This is a genomic window from Nitrosopumilaceae archaeon, assembly GCA_035631875.1.
Lineage (GTDB): Archaea > Thermoproteota > Nitrososphaeria > Nitrososphaerales > Nitrosopumilaceae > TA-20.
Genome location: DASQHX010000011.1, coordinates 181,091 through 196,589, shown reverse-complemented (window position 1 = coordinate 196,589; position 15,499 = coordinate 181,091). Strand labels below are relative to the sequence as shown.

The 15,499-nt window shown below is 34.4% G+C and carries 21 protein-coding genes; 15 read left to right on the top strand and 6 right to left on the bottom strand.

Annotated elements, in window-relative coordinates:
* The first annotated feature begins 134 nt into the window (after positions 1–134).
* Positions 135–653 carry a hypothetical protein gene (locus VEU72_08055; protein HYL67085.1) on the top strand — a complete coding sequence of 173 codons (519 nt, stop codon included), beginning with the start codon at positions 135–137 and terminating at the stop codon, positions 651–653.
* A 52-nt stretch (positions 654–705) separates the two neighbouring features.
* On the opposite strand, the gene VEU72_08050 is transcribed toward VEU72_08055, so the two are convergent.
* Together VEU72_08050 and VEU72_08045 are read right to left on the bottom strand one after the other, a co-directional pair.
* Positions 706–972: a hypothetical protein gene (locus tag VEU72_08050; protein HYL67084.1), complete on the bottom strand. Its 267-nt coding sequence runs from the start codon at positions 970–972 to the stop codon at positions 706–708.
* 96 nt (positions 973–1,068) lie between these two features.
* A complete protein-coding gene (locus tag VEU72_08045; GenBank protein HYL67083.1) occupies positions 1,069–1,389 on the bottom strand; it encodes a hypothetical protein in 321 nt (106 codons plus the stop codon).
* Between the two features lie 88 nt (positions 1,390–1,477).
* On the opposite strand from VEU72_08045, the gene VEU72_08040 reads away from it, so the two are divergent.
* The 12 genes from VEU72_08040 (at position 1,478) to VEU72_07985 (ending at position 11,144) form a co-directional block, all read left to right on the top strand.
* Positions 1,478–1,954, top strand: a complete 477-nt coding sequence (locus tag VEU72_08040) for a 30S ribosomal protein S15 (protein HYL67082.1) — start codon at positions 1,478–1,480, stop codon at positions 1,952–1,954.
* A complete protein-coding gene (locus VEU72_08035; GenBank protein ID HYL67081.1) occupies positions 1,954–3,354 on the top strand; it encodes a DHH family phosphoesterase in 1,401 nt (466 codons plus the stop codon). Before VEU72_08040 ends, VEU72_08035 begins: the two co-directional genes overlap by 1 nt.
* Positions 3,338–3,580, top strand: coding sequence for a KEOPS complex subunit Pcc1 (locus VEU72_08030; protein HYL67080.1), 243 nt, complete (start codon positions 3,338–3,340; stop codon positions 3,578–3,580). The genes VEU72_08035 and VEU72_08030 overlap by 17 nt, the downstream gene beginning before the upstream one ends.
* The gene (gene serS, locus VEU72_08025; GenBank protein HYL67079.1) at positions 3,580–4,842 is read left to right on the top strand and encodes a serine--tRNA ligase; all 1,263 of its coding nucleotides are present in this window, start codon (positions 3,580–3,582) and stop codon (positions 4,840–4,842) included. The genes VEU72_08030 and serS overlap by 1 nt, the downstream gene beginning before the upstream one ends.
* Before the next feature lie 43 nt (positions 4,843–4,885).
* On the top strand, positions 4,886–5,500 hold the full coding sequence (locus VEU72_08020) for a 30S ribosomal protein S3ae (GenBank protein ID HYL67078.1): 615 nt from the start codon (positions 4,886–4,888) through the stop codon (positions 5,498–5,500).
* A gap of 32 nt (positions 5,501–5,532) precedes the next feature.
* On the top strand, positions 5,533–5,955 hold the full coding sequence (locus tag VEU72_08015) for an RNA-binding domain-containing protein (protein ID HYL67077.1): 423 nt from the start codon (positions 5,533–5,535) through the stop codon (positions 5,953–5,955).
* On the top strand, positions 5,952–6,161 hold the full coding sequence (locus VEU72_08010) for a hypothetical protein (GenBank protein ID HYL67076.1): 210 nt from the start codon (positions 5,952–5,954) through the stop codon (positions 6,159–6,161). Before VEU72_08015 ends, VEU72_08010 begins: the two co-directional genes overlap by 4 nt.
* 151 nt (positions 6,162–6,312) lie before the next feature.
* The gene (locus tag VEU72_08005) at positions 6,313–7,764 is read left to right on the top strand and encodes an NAD(P)/FAD-dependent oxidoreductase (protein ID HYL67075.1); all 1,452 of its coding nucleotides are present in this window, start codon (positions 6,313–6,315) and stop codon (positions 7,762–7,764) included.
* A gap of 135 nt (positions 7,765–7,899) precedes the next feature.
* Positions 7,900–8,697: an AAA family ATPase gene (locus VEU72_08000; GenBank protein ID HYL67074.1), complete on the top strand. Its 798-nt coding sequence runs from the start codon at positions 7,900–7,902 to the stop codon at positions 8,695–8,697.
* The gene (locus VEU72_07995; GenBank protein HYL67073.1) at positions 8,697–10,262 is read left to right on the top strand and encodes a vWA domain-containing protein; all 1,566 of its coding nucleotides are present in this window, start codon (positions 8,697–8,699) and stop codon (positions 10,260–10,262) included. Before VEU72_08000 ends, VEU72_07995 begins: the two co-directional genes overlap by 1 nt.
* A gap of 1 nt (position 10,263) precedes the next feature.
* Positions 10,264–10,719, top strand: coding sequence for an ASCH domain-containing protein (locus VEU72_07990; GenBank protein HYL67072.1), 456 nt, complete (start codon positions 10,264–10,266; stop codon positions 10,717–10,719).
* Between the two features lie 44 nt (positions 10,720–10,763).
* Positions 10,764–11,144, top strand: coding sequence for a hypothetical protein (locus VEU72_07985; protein ID HYL67071.1), 381 nt, complete (start codon positions 10,764–10,766; stop codon positions 11,142–11,144).
* Positions 11,145–11,217: 73 nt separating this feature from the next.
* On the opposite strand, the gene fsa is transcribed toward VEU72_07985, so the two are convergent.
* From fsa to VEU72_07970, 3 genes are read right to left on the bottom strand one after another with little or no spacing between them, the layout of a single operon-like run.
* Entirely contained in the window at positions 11,218–11,883 is a 666-nt protein-coding gene (gene fsa, locus VEU72_07980) for a fructose-6-phosphate aldolase (GenBank protein ID HYL67070.1), read from the bottom strand.
* The gene (locus tag VEU72_07975; GenBank protein ID HYL67069.1) at positions 11,880–12,839 is read right to left on the bottom strand and encodes a transketolase family protein; all 960 of its coding nucleotides are present in this window, start codon (positions 12,837–12,839) and stop codon (positions 11,880–11,882) included. Before VEU72_07975 ends, fsa begins: the two co-directional genes overlap by 4 nt.
* A gap of 5 nt (positions 12,840–12,844) precedes the next feature.
* On the bottom strand, positions 12,845–14,512 hold the full coding sequence (locus VEU72_07970; protein ID HYL67068.1) for a ribulose-phosphate 3-epimerase: 1,668 nt from the start codon (positions 14,510–14,512) through the stop codon (positions 12,845–12,847).
* Positions 14,513–14,619: 107 nt separating this feature from the next.
* Here VEU72_07970 and VEU72_07965 point away from each other — a divergent pair, with 107 nt between their 5' ends.
* A complete protein-coding gene (locus tag VEU72_07965; protein ID HYL67067.1) occupies positions 14,620–15,024 on the top strand; it encodes a hypothetical protein in 405 nt (134 codons plus the stop codon).
* Between the two features lie 36 nt (positions 15,025–15,060).
* Here VEU72_07965 and VEU72_07960 read toward each other — a convergent pair whose 3' ends face one another.
* On the bottom strand, positions 15,061–15,189 hold the full coding sequence (locus tag VEU72_07960) for a hypothetical protein (GenBank protein ID HYL67066.1): 129 nt from the start codon (positions 15,187–15,189) through the stop codon (positions 15,061–15,063).
* Between the two features lie 51 nt (positions 15,190–15,240).
* Here VEU72_07960 and VEU72_07955 point away from each other — a divergent pair, with 51 nt between their 5' ends.
* A complete protein-coding gene (locus VEU72_07955; protein HYL67065.1) occupies positions 15,241–15,498 on the top strand; it encodes a hypothetical protein in 258 nt (85 codons plus the stop codon).
* Position 15,499: the final 1 nt, after the last annotated feature.

The following is a 15,499-nucleotide window of genomic DNA, read 5'->3' as shown; positions in this document are numbered from 1 at the left end:
ATTATTTTTAAAATATTAAAAATAGCATTTCATAGAACAGGTATAACATATTTTCTGTTTAACTGATCATGTTCCTATTTAGACAATATAGAAACTATACAAATCATTATAACTCTAATACATAGACTAAATCTATGATTTGGCCTGGAATGGGCGATCCTACAAAGCGCAAAAAAACTCTCAAATTCTTAGCAATTACTGCAGCAATAGGTTTTGCGATTTATTTTGGCGGTCTTGAAATTCAGAATTACCTACACAAAGATGATCCACTATACCAATGCATAAACAATCGCGACATAAACTACAAAATTTCTGCAACTTTAGAATTAACGGTGGATGGAAAAAAAGCAGATATTCCAGCCAAAGTAGGATTTGAGGGAGGATGTCAAAAATCACTTTATACGCTTTCAAATGACGGAGTGATTTATGCAGCTTGGAACAACAAATACAGATTTGAAATTGGACAGTTTCTATGGGTTTGGAAATTTCCCTTACGTGATATGGATGAAACTAAATCAAGAATACTTGTAAATGGAGTAGAGTCACCAGACTTTATACATACACAGCTTGAAGACGGAGCTCATTACAAGGCAGAATTCATTTCGAAAGCTTCAGAAAGTGGCAGTCCAAGCTTCACACCACCTGGAACTTAGACAATATTCATTATCATTTAATTAATGAAAAATAAGGAAAAAGAATGGAAATTTACCAGTATTTTCCGTTGTCTGGTATCAAGCCGATGCCTTCTTTCTCAAAGTGCTTGTCAAGTTCTGAGACCCATCTTTCTCTGGTATCTCCACCTAGACCGTGTACTCTAAGCCAGAATGCAATTACTCCAAGGAGGAATACTGCAAACATCATGGTCGCAAATATGTAGATCATGACATCATAGAACAATGGGTCATAGTTTGGACCTATTTGACCAGCAAAGTTTGACAGCACACCTACGAGCATAGCAAATACAGCGCTCATCAACAATCAAAACATTTCATGTATGATATATACATTTCTGTTAAAGGAAAAACGACTCATCTTACAATAGAGAATTAAAATAATAAAAAGGAAGAGTTAGTATGCTGTTTTCTTTGCTTGTTTTGCTCTTACTACAAAGGCAAGGAAAATTCCACCAAATACTGCACCGACTACTATTGATGCACCGACTACACCATTTGCATCAAGAACTGGAGTACCAGAACCAGTATGTGGATTTGCTGCGGCTTCAGTTACCTTAGCATGGGCTAGTTTCAACTGCTCCTCTAATGTAACACCACCACCGCCACCTTGTGAGTAAGCTGGGTTGCTGCTATATTGTGCAGCTGCCATAGGTAAAAACGCAGATGCAGCAAAGAGGCTCAACAGAGCCACGCTAGTTATGATAGGTTTGTTCATATTAAGCACCTGCCATGAAATGTGCGTTAGTTCATATTTAACTTTTGTGTCAAATGCTAATAATTTTTGCAAAGTCTAAGTAACGTTTATGTTTTGCTCCACAGACATGCGACATATGGGCAGAATGCACTCACATAGACATGGGCAATCACATTCGATCAGACCAGTTACACCTAGTGCGCCAACATGGGTAAAACAGAATCCTGCCGAAATTGAGGAATTAATTTTGAAATATGCAAAAGAGGGTCTAAAAACAAGTGAGATAGGAATAAAACTCAGAGATCAACATGCAATTCCACTTACTAAACTAATAGTGAAAAAATCTATTACAGAAATACTTACTCAAAAAGGGATCAAAACTGATATGCCTGAAGATCTAAATAATATTGTAAACAAGGCATTAGGGTTACAAAAACATCTTAAAACACATACATCAGATAGGCGAAATGTAAGATCTCTTGAGTTATTGGAAGCAAAGGTTCACAGACTTTCTTTATATTATAAAAAAATAGGCCGCATTCCTAAAACTTGGAAATATAAGTCAGTCATAGCTCAACTGGAGTAATGACAAGTAAGCTTGATGCAGCACTTTCTTATTTTCATGATAAGGTTTCAGATTGTATAAAATCTGGTAGAAATATTTCAGTAATAACTCATCTTGATTGCGATGGAATAACATCTGGAAGTATTGTAACAAAATCTCTCATAAGATCAGGTGCTAAATGTACAGTCAGGACAGTAAATGAATTCAACAAGAATTTAATAGATAGAATGAAAAATGATTCAAGAGAATTTCACATAATTACTGATCTTGGTGGCGGATTTGCAAAGGAACTTGATTCAGGATTAGATGACAACTGGATAGTTGTTGATCATCATCAAATACCAGAAGAAGAATTCGACAATGAACGAGTAATTAACGCATGGAAGTATGATATTGATGGCGGTGTAGAAGTATCAGCTGGTGGTATGGCATATTTAGTTTCAAATGCACTACATAGAGAGAATACTGATCTTGCATGGATAGCTGTTGTAGCTGCTCTTGGTGACAGACAAGATCAAGGTGAAAAGAAATCTTTTTCTGGAATTAATTTAGATATTGCATCTGTCGCTAAAAAAAATGGTCAAGTTGAAATTGATCTTGACATATTGCTAGTTGGAAGGGAAACAAGGCCACTCCCAGACGCACTTGCTTTTACATCACACCCGTTTATAGAAGGACTTACGTGGAATAGGGATGCATGTTTATCACTGTTGAATTCATCTGGAATTAAATTAAAAGATGGAAGTAGATGGCGCGTTCCCGCAGAGCTTACTGAAGATGAAAAAAGAATTCTGCTTCAAACAATTTCTAAATTTACAACAAGTAAAAACGCTACGGAAATAATGGATGAACTGGTTGGATATACATATACTCTTTCTGGTGAAGATAAACGCAGTTTTTTGCGTGATGCAAGAGAATTTTCCACTATGCTAAACTCCTGTGGAAGAATTCGTAAGGCCGGAGTTGGAATCGCAGTTTGTATGGGAGACAGAACAAGAATGTTAGAAGAAGGAGAAAATATTCTCTTAGAATATCGCACATTATTACGAACTTATATGAACGCACTTTCAAGTGAGCGTTGGAGAGTAGTGGACAACGGCAAATATGTAATGGTAGATGGAGAAGGATTAGTATCAGAAAACATGACAGGTGCAGTATCTTCGCTTCTAGGTGGCTCACAAAAAAACACAGGTAGAATCATCATATTAAGAACAAATGGAGAGAATGGCACGATCAAGTTTTCATCACGAAAATCTACAGGATGTAAATCTGAGGTTAATTTAGGATTACTAATGAGATCATGTGCAACAAAAGTTTCTGGAGTCGGAGGTGGTCATAATGCAGCTGCGGGAGCTAGAATAACTAAAGACAAATTGGACGAATTCTTAGGCTGTTTAGAAGAAAATGTCACTAGAGTGTAAAGTTCAAGTCTTTCTAAATAATCTTACACCGCAAAAATCTAATTCCATACGAAAGGCCTTAGCACCAGACAACATAAACTTCCCAGAGAATCTTTCCATGGAGATTGAAAATGTTAACAATTCTCTTATCTTTACATTTCAAGGTAAAGGAAATATACGAACATTAATTTCTACTATTGATGAGGTCCTTGAACATGCCCAAGTGGTACTCAGAGTGACTGGCTAATGCTTGATCCTAAAATTTTACGAGAAAATTCTGATAAAATTAGAAAAATGCTTAATGACAGAAATATGGATTTTCCATTAGACGAATTGATAAAATTAGACAAGGAACGTAGAGATCTCATTATTAAAACAGATGAATTACGAAAGAAAAGAAATGAAATTTCTATAGAGATTGCAAAAAGGAAAAAAATCAATCAAGATACAACATTACTCATTGAACAAATGCAGGAAACATCTGAAATACTTACAAATCTTGAAACCGAACAGACCCAAATAGAATCAGGATATACAAAACTAGCACTAACCATTCCTAATTTAATTGATGAATCTGTCCCAATCGGAAAAGATGATACTGCAAACAAGGAAATAAGAAAATGGGGAAAAATTCCTCAGTTTGATTTTAAAGTAAAAGATCATATAGATATATCACAAAGTCTTGATCTTGTAGATTTAGAAAGAGCAGCCAAAGTAGCAGGGGCAAGATTTTATTATTTGAAAAACGATCTTGTAAAATTAAGCCAGGTATTAATTCAATATGCACTAGATTTTCTTTCTGAAAAAAATTATACTCCAATTCAAACACCTTATTTGATAAATCGTTCATCTATGGAAGGCGCCATAATTGCACAAGATTTTGAAGATGTTATTTACAAAATTGAAGGTGATGATCTCTATCTAATTGGCACATCAGAGCATGCGGTAGCATCAATGCATTCTGATGAAATTTTGGAAGGAAAGATTTTACCTCTTAGATATGCAGGTGTAAGCCCATGTTTTAGAAAAGAGGCAGGTGCACATGGAAGAGATCAAAAAGGCATTTTCCGCGTACATCAATTTGAAAAAGTAGAACAGTTTATTTTTTCCAGACCAGAAGAATCTAAGAAAGAACATGAACAGATGTTATCTAATGTTGAAGAGTTTTACCAGAAACTTGAGATGCCATACAGAATAATGATACTATCAAGTGGAGATCTTGGAAAGATCTCTTCAAAAACATATGATCTTGAAGCTTGGATGGCAGGACAGAGCAGCTATCGTGAAATAGTTTCATGTTCTAATTGTTTGGACTTTCAAGCAAGAAGACTCAAGATAAGATTTCGTGATAGAACTAACGACCAGCCTCAATATGTCCACACATTAAACAGCACACTTGTAGCTACAACACGAACTCTTGTTGCCTTGATGGAAAATTTTCAAACAAAGGATGGTCATATTTCTATACCAAAGGTTTTACAAAAATACATTAACAAAAATACGATCTAAAAAGTCGTACAACTTATATTTTGGCTAGAAACGTCGATTATAGTTGGCACGTCAAAAGACAACCAGAGTCAAGGATAAATGGAGAGAGAAAAAATGGGTTACTGTACTTGCGCCTTCTGCATTTAACAATGTGCCCATAGCCTATATTCCCATAACTGATGATGCAAATGCGATAGGTAGAGTAATAGAAGTTACTTTGTTTGATATAGTCAAAGGTGATCCTTCACAGCACCAATTCAAATTGTATTTTCAGATAAGCAAAATAGATGGTGAAACTGCAACAACGATTTTTAAACGATATGAATATGCAAAAGAATTTCTCAGAAGTCTTGTAAGACGTGGATCTTCTTTGATTAGCTTCATAGGTGACTATAAAACAAAAGATGGAAATATTTTCCGCATAAAGATAATTGCTCTAACACAAAAGAAATTAAATACATCTCGTAAACATGCACTTAGATTAATTGCAAGAGATGTTATGTCAAAAACAATTCCTGAAATGACCATTGAACAATTCATTCAAGCTACTGCATTTGGAAAAATAAACTCTGATATCATGGCTGCTGTTAAAAAAATAATTCACGTAAGACATGTAGGCATAGAAAAATCAAAGATAATTAGAACCGCAGAAGCTGAGATTGCATTATTACAAGCTTAATAGATTTATTGTTTAGGTAATAATCAGAAAATATGGTAAATCATACAGAGGTTACTGCAGAGATCTTAATACATGCAACAGAAGATAAGAAAAAAATTTTTGATCCAATATACGAAGTATTTGAAATAAAAGAAGAAGAATTCATACAAGAAAGATTAGAGGGTCACTTTGGAAATCCTATTTTAAAGATGAGTATAAAAATAGGAAAAAAACGCGCTGAAGAATTTATCAAAAAATTAGTTTCAAAGATTTCAAAATCTCAGATGAATGAGTTTTTAGAAAATATTGAGACATATTTTGAAGGTTCTTCTTTGTTTATACGAATAAGTAAAAAAGATCTCGTAAGAAAATCTATTAGTTTACAACAAAATGATGCCTTAAAAATCAAAATTTCCACTCCTGTGTATAAAAAGAATGAACTTGTCAAAACATATTTGGAACTTTTAGGACAATGAAAAAAAAGAAAAGATATCTATTATTACAATTAGAAACACCAATTGAATTTAAAAAATTCACAGAAATCAAGGTAATATCAAATGAAGAAAATCAAGCTGTTATTTCGTGTGAACTTGCCAAACTTTCACAAGTAGTTTTGGAATTTGAAAAAGTATGTAAGATAATGAATGTTTCAGGAACTCTCAAAGCACTGCGCAGAGTTTAATAGTATTTCGAGGACAAGATAAAAAGGGAATGATGTGATATTTGCCGCTCCAGTCTGAGCAAGTGCTGTGAAGAAGCCGCGACGAACAGACCCAAAACCTGATCTATTTTCATACGGTTCTTTTAAATATAGTCGATCCTTTTTTTTGGCTGTGAAAACCGATTATGATATCATTGTAGCTGGTGGAGGATTAGCTGGAATGATTGCAGCACAATCAGCTTCATTTTATTCTAAACAAAGATTATCAATTTTAGTATTAGATAGAAATCCAGAACCTGCATTAGGAAAAAAAACAATAAATGGTTGGATCTGCGGAGATGCAGTCGGCAAAAATACTGTAGACTTTATGACAGACAGAATCAAGATTGCATGGGGAAATCCAGAGATTGAGCATCCAGTTAAAGGAGTAATGGCATTTTCACCAGACAGGCAAACGTCTATACCTTTTGATGGTGATGGATTTATGCTAAACAGACAAGAGCTTCCCCAACGTCAGCTTCGTGATGCAAAGAAAATGGGAATAAACATACAGCATTCTGTTGCACTAAGGAATTTACTATATGAAAATGGTTCAGTAATAGGAGTAGAGGGGACAGATCTCACAACAAATCAACCTTACAAAAAAACTGCAAAAATCGTAATTGATGCAACTGGAGTTACATCTATGCTACGAAATGGGCTTACAGTAAGTTCTAAGATTGAGAAAAAAATTGATCGTGATGATTTAGAATCTACTGGTAGACACATTATGAAATTTGAGCATGGAGTAGAAGACAAAATAGATTTTGATCCTGATTATTGTATAATACATCTTGATCAAGACATTGCGCCTGGAGGATATGGATGGGTCTTTCCAAAAGGCAAGAACAAAGTAAACATTGGTCTTGGAGTACAACAAAAAGAACTTCTAAAACGAAATGAGAGATTGGGGAAAAGAGATGATGTTACTAAATTGATTAATGATTATGTAAAAATCAACAAGGCAATAAAAAATCCTCGATTATCAGAAGATCCAAGTGACTCTCAAAATGCAACTGGAAACTGGCAGGTTTCCGTTAGAAGGCAGAACGATTGTCTTGTTGCAAATGGATATATGTTAGTTGGAGACTCGGCGTGGATGCCAAAACCACTAGATGCTGGAGGAATAGGTCCCGCCATAGTTGCTGCAACGTTAATTGGTAAAAATGCAGTTGAGTCCATAGAAGCAGGAGATGTAAGTGAAAAAGGACTATGGCAGTACAACATTGATTTCATTAATGAATATGGATACAAAACAGCAGGCCTTGAAATTTTCAGAAGATTATTACAGACTTTGACAAATGAGCAGATTAACTATGGCATGAAACACTTTTTGTCTAATCTAGATGTAGAAGCTATAAGTAAAGGTGAACATCCTGATTTTGGCACAGTTAGTAAACTGGGAATGATGATCCGTGGTGCTTTGAACAAAAAACTTGCTGATGGCCTTAGATTTACCGCACAACAAAATAAAAAATTAACTGAGCATTATTACAATTTCTCAAAAACTCCTGATGGATTTGATGCATGGCATAATACTTTGCATCACATTTTAGATGAATCATATGCCAAGCTTGGAAATTAAACGATCACATAAGTTTCAGTGTTACTTTTGTTAAACTCATTTTTGAAATTTTAACTTGCTTAGTTATTATTATACTTAGTAATATTGAACTAGAAACAAGGCAATTTTAAATTAAGGTCTTGTGTCTTCAATACCATGTTAGCAGAGTCATTATACATAGATTGGAATAACTCCTTTGAAGTTTTAAACAAGGCATATGATGCAGGTCTGTTTGTTTTAATAATAGGACCAAAAGGTACTGGTAAAACCACTCTTGTTAGAGAGTTTGCTGCAAAAACAAACAGAAAGCTTGAATCAGTTAACTTTAGTTTACGAACTCGTGAGAGTCATTTGATAGGAGCTAAAACTCTAGAAAGTGGTGCAATTGGTTTTGAAGAGGGAATATTAGTAAAATCCATGAAGGAAGGCGATATTCTTTATCTTGATGAAATTAATGCTGCAGAAGCAGATGTCTTACTCAGATTAGATGAAGCGTTAGATGACCGCAGGCAGCTTGTTCTAAAAGAATCAGGCGGAGAATTAATTCAAGCAAGTAAAGGGTGGTTTGTCATAGCAACTATTAATCCATTAACACATGTTGGAACAAAAGAGTTGCCACCACAGATTCTCAGTAGATTTCCTATTAGAATAAGATTGGAATATCCGCCAGAAGAGATTGAACTTCAAATTGTTAAAAAATACATTTCAGGTTCACATGACAAAGAACTTTTACAAGCAATAAAACTTGCTAACATTTTAAGACAAGCCGCTTCTGTAGAAGAACTCTACTATTCCCCAAGCCTAAGAGAAACCATAGCTTTTGGAAAAATGCTTGACTCTGGCGTAAAACCAAGACATGCTGCAGAGATCATCTTTGCAAACATATATTCACAGTGGGGAAATGTTGAATATCAAAAAGTCAACGACATCATTACATCTATGTTTGGTAATTAATGCAATCTATTCATCTCAGAAATGACACTCTACTTGAAATTGCCACATTTCTTGTTAGACGTTGGTCTGAAAAACAAAAAATAACTGTAGGTATTGCAGACCAACAAGAAATTCAAACCAAATTGAAAGAAAATAAGGTTATCATGTTACCTTTAGATCGTTTTTATGGTATTGATTTTCAAAAATATAGACAATTTAGAACCGCTTTATGGTATGAATCCATGAGATTAAAACACAGTAGCAAAATTCTAAGTAATGATCACGCTTTTGGTTTTCTATTAAACACGTTAGAAACAAGAAGAATTGAAAGTATAGGCAGAAAAGAATGGCGTGGAATGGATGAAGAAATCATATTCAATTACGGATTTGCTTGGCTTTACAGACCTTTATTGAATTCGCTATATGGGAAATCAAGGATTGTTGAGGGTTTCTCTCAGTATTTTTTGCTTGGTGACATTAAAGGTGAAATCACACCAAGCTCATTTGAAAAAATTAAAAAAGCTATAGAAGTTGCAAACGAAGCAGTAAAACAAGCGGTAAATAATAATTATAGTACAGATTGGCTAGAAACAAAGATTTCTGAAATAATAAAAATTTTGGAAATTGATCCACTACTAACTATCCCAATATCAATCCCAAAAATCAGTTCTGGAATTGCAATATCAGACAGTGATTTTATCAAAACCATAGGTAAGATAACCAAATTTCGTGAAAGTGATTTTGGGGAACTTGATCCAAAACGAATTATTGAAGGAAAATCAGTTTTTGAGGAATTTAAGGTATTGTTACAAGAGACCAAGAAAAATGAGAATCGAGGTTTAAGTCCTGAATCAATCGGAATTAGTATTCCTTCTTCAACAAATGTAGATGAAACCAGAATATATGACGAGGATCTAATAAGTAATCTTAAAGCAAAATTCAAAGACTGGAAAACTGGGTGGAAGGAACAACATGTTATTGCTGGAGATGAATTTGATGAAGAAACATACGTGGAAGGACACAAGCCCTTTCTTACAGATCAAAAGATTTCCATTAAAACAAAAATTGTTATTTTATTAGATCATTCTTCAAGCATAGCAAACGAAGAACTTCAATACAAAAAGGCAACTCTTGCCCTTTGCGAAGTACTTTCATTTTTAAAAGTAAAATTCACTGTATATGCTTTCAATACTGAACAAAAACAAGTTACTTGTTGGTTAGTGAAACCAGAGAATATCAAATGGAATAATGTGGCTGCAAAAAGACTAGCTCAAATAAAAGCAAACGGAGGAACGCCTTTAGCAGAAGTTTATTCAATAATGTTTCCGGGACTACGTTCAAAAAAACCAGATATCTTCCTCACTTTGACAGACGGCGAACCATCTGATCCTGATGCAGTTCGTTCTATGGTGACTTCATTCAAATTCTTGGGCATAAGGATGGTAGCAATAGGAGTAGGTCCTGATACCACAGCTGCAACAATAATTGCAAATAATTTAAAACATTTAGGATATGAAAGCACACTTGCAGTAAGTAGATTAAATGATATTCCAAATAGAGTCTTGAATGTGTTAGGAAGAAATTAGTATGAAATGTCTTTCAGTTTCACAACCATACGCAGATCTTATCATTAAAGGCAAAAAAACAATTGAGCTTAGAACATGGAACACAAAATTTAGAGGAGAATTTTTAATTCATGCTCCATCTAAAATAAAAACAGATGTTTGTAAGAAGATGCATGTCGATGAAACAAAACTTAGAACTGGAGTCATTTTAGGTAGAGTTGAAATTTATGATGTGAAAAAATATAGTTTTATTTCAGAACTCAAAAAGGATTATAAAAAACATTTTGGGTCAGAGGAATTCCTTCATCATAAATACGGATTTTTACTAAGAAATCCAAAAGAACTTCGTGTACCAATACCTTACAAAGGAAGACTAGGATTTTTTGATGTTAAATTAAAATCAACTATAAAAGAAAACGATATAAAATTAGAATTATTTGATGAAGAACACAGATATCAGTGGATAGGAAGACATTAACAAAAACCAAAAATTGTTATAAAACATTATAAAAATAACTAATCATGTTATGGTCTTACTTTTTCTATATTTGGGGGTGCATTCCAGAAATTACAAAAGACTGTCAAGATATGACGAATGCATCAAGTACATACCTTGGCATTGCAGGAGGAGCTGTAATAGGCGCTGTCGTGAGCTGGTGGATCTATAATCGCCAAAAGAAAACTGCAGACATGCAGGAGTCTGCATTAAATAGAATAAAAGAATTAGATGAAAGTCATGACAGAATTTTGAAAAAATTAGAGGATTTTGATCTGCGTCATGATACTACTCTTAATACCATAGTAGAATTAAACAAAAAGATCAACATGCTTATTGAAAAACAAGAAAAATCAGAAAGTTCACTAAAATCAGATTTATCTAAAATTACTAAAGATTCCAAATAAATATGATTTAGAACATCAGATATTAAAAATCAAATCAACTTATATTGTTATAGAAATTGTTTATTTGTATTTTTTAAATTCTAATACTAGGATTTTCTTTCTTGAGTTTTTCCCAGTCAGCTAAAAAGTTCTTTAGGCCAACATCAGTTAGCGGATGTTTAAGCATCTTTCCAAGTACATCTGGTGGTAACGTCACAACATCAGCACCAATCTTTGCAGCATCAACTACATGCATTGGGTGTCTAATGCTTGCAACCAAAATTTGTGTATTAAATTTGTAATTTTGGAATACTTCGTGTATCTCTTTTATCAAATGCATACCATCTTGTCCATTATCATCTAGTCTTCCTATAAACGGGCTAACATATTTTGCTCCTGCTTTTGCAGCTAATATCGCCTGATTTACTGAAAATACCAATGTCACATTAACTGGTATTCCTTCTTTGGTTAAGTTCCTACAAGCTTTTAGACCTTCAGAAGTCATTGGGCATTTAACAACTACATTGTTTCCATATTTTCGTAGTCTGTGCCCTTCATCAATCATGCCCGAAGTTTCTGTACTTACAACTTCTAAGCTAACGTCTCCTTTTATTATTCGTACAATTTCTTCCATTGTTTTTTGCGGATCACCGCCTTCTTTTGCTAAAAGTGAAGGGTTTGTAGTAATGCCATCAACAAGACCCATTTCGTTGTACATTTTTATTGCAGCAAGATTTGCAGTGTCAAGGAATATTTTCATCTTGTTTTACTCCTGATATCTTTCACTGAATTAGCTATATTAATTGATGTAATACCATGTTTTTGTAGCAATAGTGGAACTTCACTATCTCGTGCTGACTCACCAAATTTATCCTGAACTCCAATTCGTCTCATCAGTACAGGATATGTTTCAGTAACTACCTCTGATACAGCTGAACCAAATCCAGCTAGTACATTATGTTCTTCACAGGTTACAATTCCTCCAGTCTCACGTGCGGCCTTTTCTATTAGTGATGAATCAATTGGTTTTATTGAGAACATATCCAAAACTCTACATGAGATACCCTCTTGTTTAAGAGAATCTGCAGCGTCTAATGCCATTTGAACTGTAATTCCACACGCTGCAATAGTACAGTCAGAACCATCTCGCAATACAATTCCTTTTCCAATTTCAAATTCCTGAGATTCAGAATGTATGAGTGGAGTCTTTGATCTTGCCATTCTCATATAAAACGGACCATGAATTTGAGAGATGATCCAAATCAATTTGGAAACTGCAATAGTATCAGCAGGAATCAAAACATTGACATTTGGAATTACTCTCATAATTGCGATATCTTCAATTTGTTGATGTGAACCTCCATCAGCTCCAACACTTAGACCACCATGCGAAACTACCATTTTTACATTTAGTCCTTTTTTACCATTTCTTGATGGATATGCTATTGCATTTCGTATTTGATCTACACAACGACCAGGCAAAAATATTGCATATGTACTAGCAAATGGAATTTTTCCTTCATTTGCTAGACCAGCCGCAATAGAAACCAGATTTGCTTCCGCTATACCTACATTAAAAAATCTATTTGGAAATTTTTTTCCAAACGGCTTTGTCTTTAATGAATCAGTAGTATCTGCACCTACTACCACCACGTTAGGATTTTTTTCCCCAATTTTGATAAGAGTTTCGCCATATGCAGTACGCATATCTGTCATCTCAGTCAAACAAAGCCCGCCTCCTTTGCAATTTGTAATAGTTCTGATTTTTTCTTCCCTACTTCGTGTAGATCTATCCATTTGTTTACGAGTTCTGTACCACCAAGACTATGTGCCTTTTGTATCAAGAGTTTTCTTCGTGCATGTAAGATTTTTTTCCTAAATTCAGTTATGGTAGCTCTGACATCTTTTTGACCTATTATAGCACTACCACCTACAAAGACTCGTGCCCCATCTAAAAAGCAAGATTCTACGTTTGAAAGGTCAACACCACCATCGGATTCTATAAATCCTGAAAAATTTTTTTCTGCTAATAATTCAGCTATCCTATGAGTTTTCTCATGAGATGATTCAATGTATTTTTGACCTGATTTTCCAGGAATTACCGACATGAGTATGAGTTGATCTAGGTCAGAGATGAATTTATTAGCCCATTGGGGAAGTTCGGTATCTGGGTTTATTGCAAGTCCAACACTTACTTCGTTTGTTCGTAAGATATCATGAATCTCACCAAAACTTGATTCATCGCATACTTCAGCATGTACAGTGATAATGTCGCTTCCAGCTTCAACATAATCTCTAACATGTTTTACTGGATCAGCTATCATCAAATGTGAATCAAAGGGTATTGAAGTAATTGGTCTTAGTTCTTTTACTTTATTATGATCAAAAGTCTTGTTTGGAACAAACAATCCATCCATCACGTCAAGATGAATAAAATCAGCACGTCCTTGAGCTGCTCGTTTTACTTCATTTTCTAGATTTGTCATATCACCTGCAATTATTGATGGAGCAATTAGAAACTGACAATCAAGTTCAAGGTCAATTATAGGTGCAATTTTTGGATTTGGTGCAACCCCATGCCATTTTGGATTATCTTCCATGTGTTCAACACCTTTTCCTTTGATAGTACGAGCTACAACTATTGATGGTGTTCCTTTGGTTTGTTGAACAGATCTAATTGCTTTGATTATTTGTTCAATTCTATGGCCATCTATTTCTAAAACATTCCATCCAAAAGATCTCCATTTGTCTCCTGTTTTCCATCTTGCGGCATTTTTCCACATCTCTGAAATATCATCACCTGTTAGCTCTTCATCAAGTGGCATTACTCTTTCAGTGTAATCATCTTGTTGTATGAAATTTCTATCCAAAAATGCGGTAAGATTATCAAGTTTGTATTTAGATGCAGTCATAGCAGCTTCCCAAACTTGTCCCTCGTCTGATTCGCCATCACCTATTATTGTATAAACTCGGTGAGTTTTTCCATCAACTCTTGCGGCAAGTGCCATACCTATAGAAAATGAGAGACCAATACCCAAGGAACCTCCACAGAACTCCACTCCCGGACATTTAAAGTCAGGATGACCTTGTAGTCTACTTTCAAATTTTCGTAGAGTTTCAATTTCTGATTTGTCAAAATAGCCAGCAACCGCAAGGTTTGAAAAAAGCCCCGGTGATGCATGTCCTTTTGAAAGAACTAATCTGTCTCTATCCTCCCATAATGGGTTTTTTGGATCATATCTTAGGAATTTGAAAAATACACACCCCATAATTTCTGCCATTGAAAATGAACCCCCAGGATGACCAGAACCTGCAGCAACAGTTCCTCTTATGACAAGTTTGCGTGCTTCACGAATACTTTTTAAAATATGATAGTAATTTAGGCCCATGTCTTTTCCAAAATGTGAAGCCTAATGATATTCAAAACTAAATACATATTCATTATTTTAACACATTTGGAGCAAATAAAAAGTTATTTCACAAAATTTTAATTTGAATGAGTATAAAGAAACGTGTGGATATTACGAGAATATTGCCTTTAATGATTTATGATGACAGGTGCTATCTTTGTGCAAAGTTTGCAAAAATTGTCAGTGTTTTTGCAAAAAAGAAATTCCTCATAGTAGGACACTATACAGATTTTGGTATGAAAATAAAGGCGGAAATCTTTTCTAACAATTATGATCCAACAAAGATGTTCTGGTTTGTTATGGATAAAACTGCATATGGTGGGAGAGCAGCAATCCTTCCTCTCATCTCATGTATTTTAAAGTCCAAAATCAAATCTTCCATTCAGTATGATGTATTATCTTCTTGTGATGCGAACTGTAAAACACCCAAGTCTGTTTTTCTGAGAACAAAAAGTCTCTTTTCAAACAGTGAAAAAATTATGATAAAATAGGATAGCATACACCCAATCAAACAATCTTTTATAAATTTAGTATCCTCTGCTATTTCTATCAGGAGTAGAATTATTTGGATTTCTAAAACCGTGTTTTTCCATCATGTGGTTTAAAAACCTGATATCGTCAAAAAATTTTTCTCCACAAATTGCACAGTTATTCATAAACTTGTTTTATATCGCGATCTTTTTAGGCTTTGTTGTAGAATATACAGTATGGAAAAAAATCCAAAATTACCAAAGATTTCATTTTCTATCACTCCTAGTCAAGAAGGATATACTATTGCCTGTAATGAAATTCCATATCTTTTTACCGACGCTAAAAAAATTGAAGAGATTGATAGAAGTATAAGCAGACTAGTTACAGAATATATCGAGTATTTTCCTCATGATGCGACAAAACGCGGGATAAGCAGAGAAATTGAAACTCATGCAGTATGGAAAGCTAGACCCAACAGTGTAGCTTTAGAGTAAA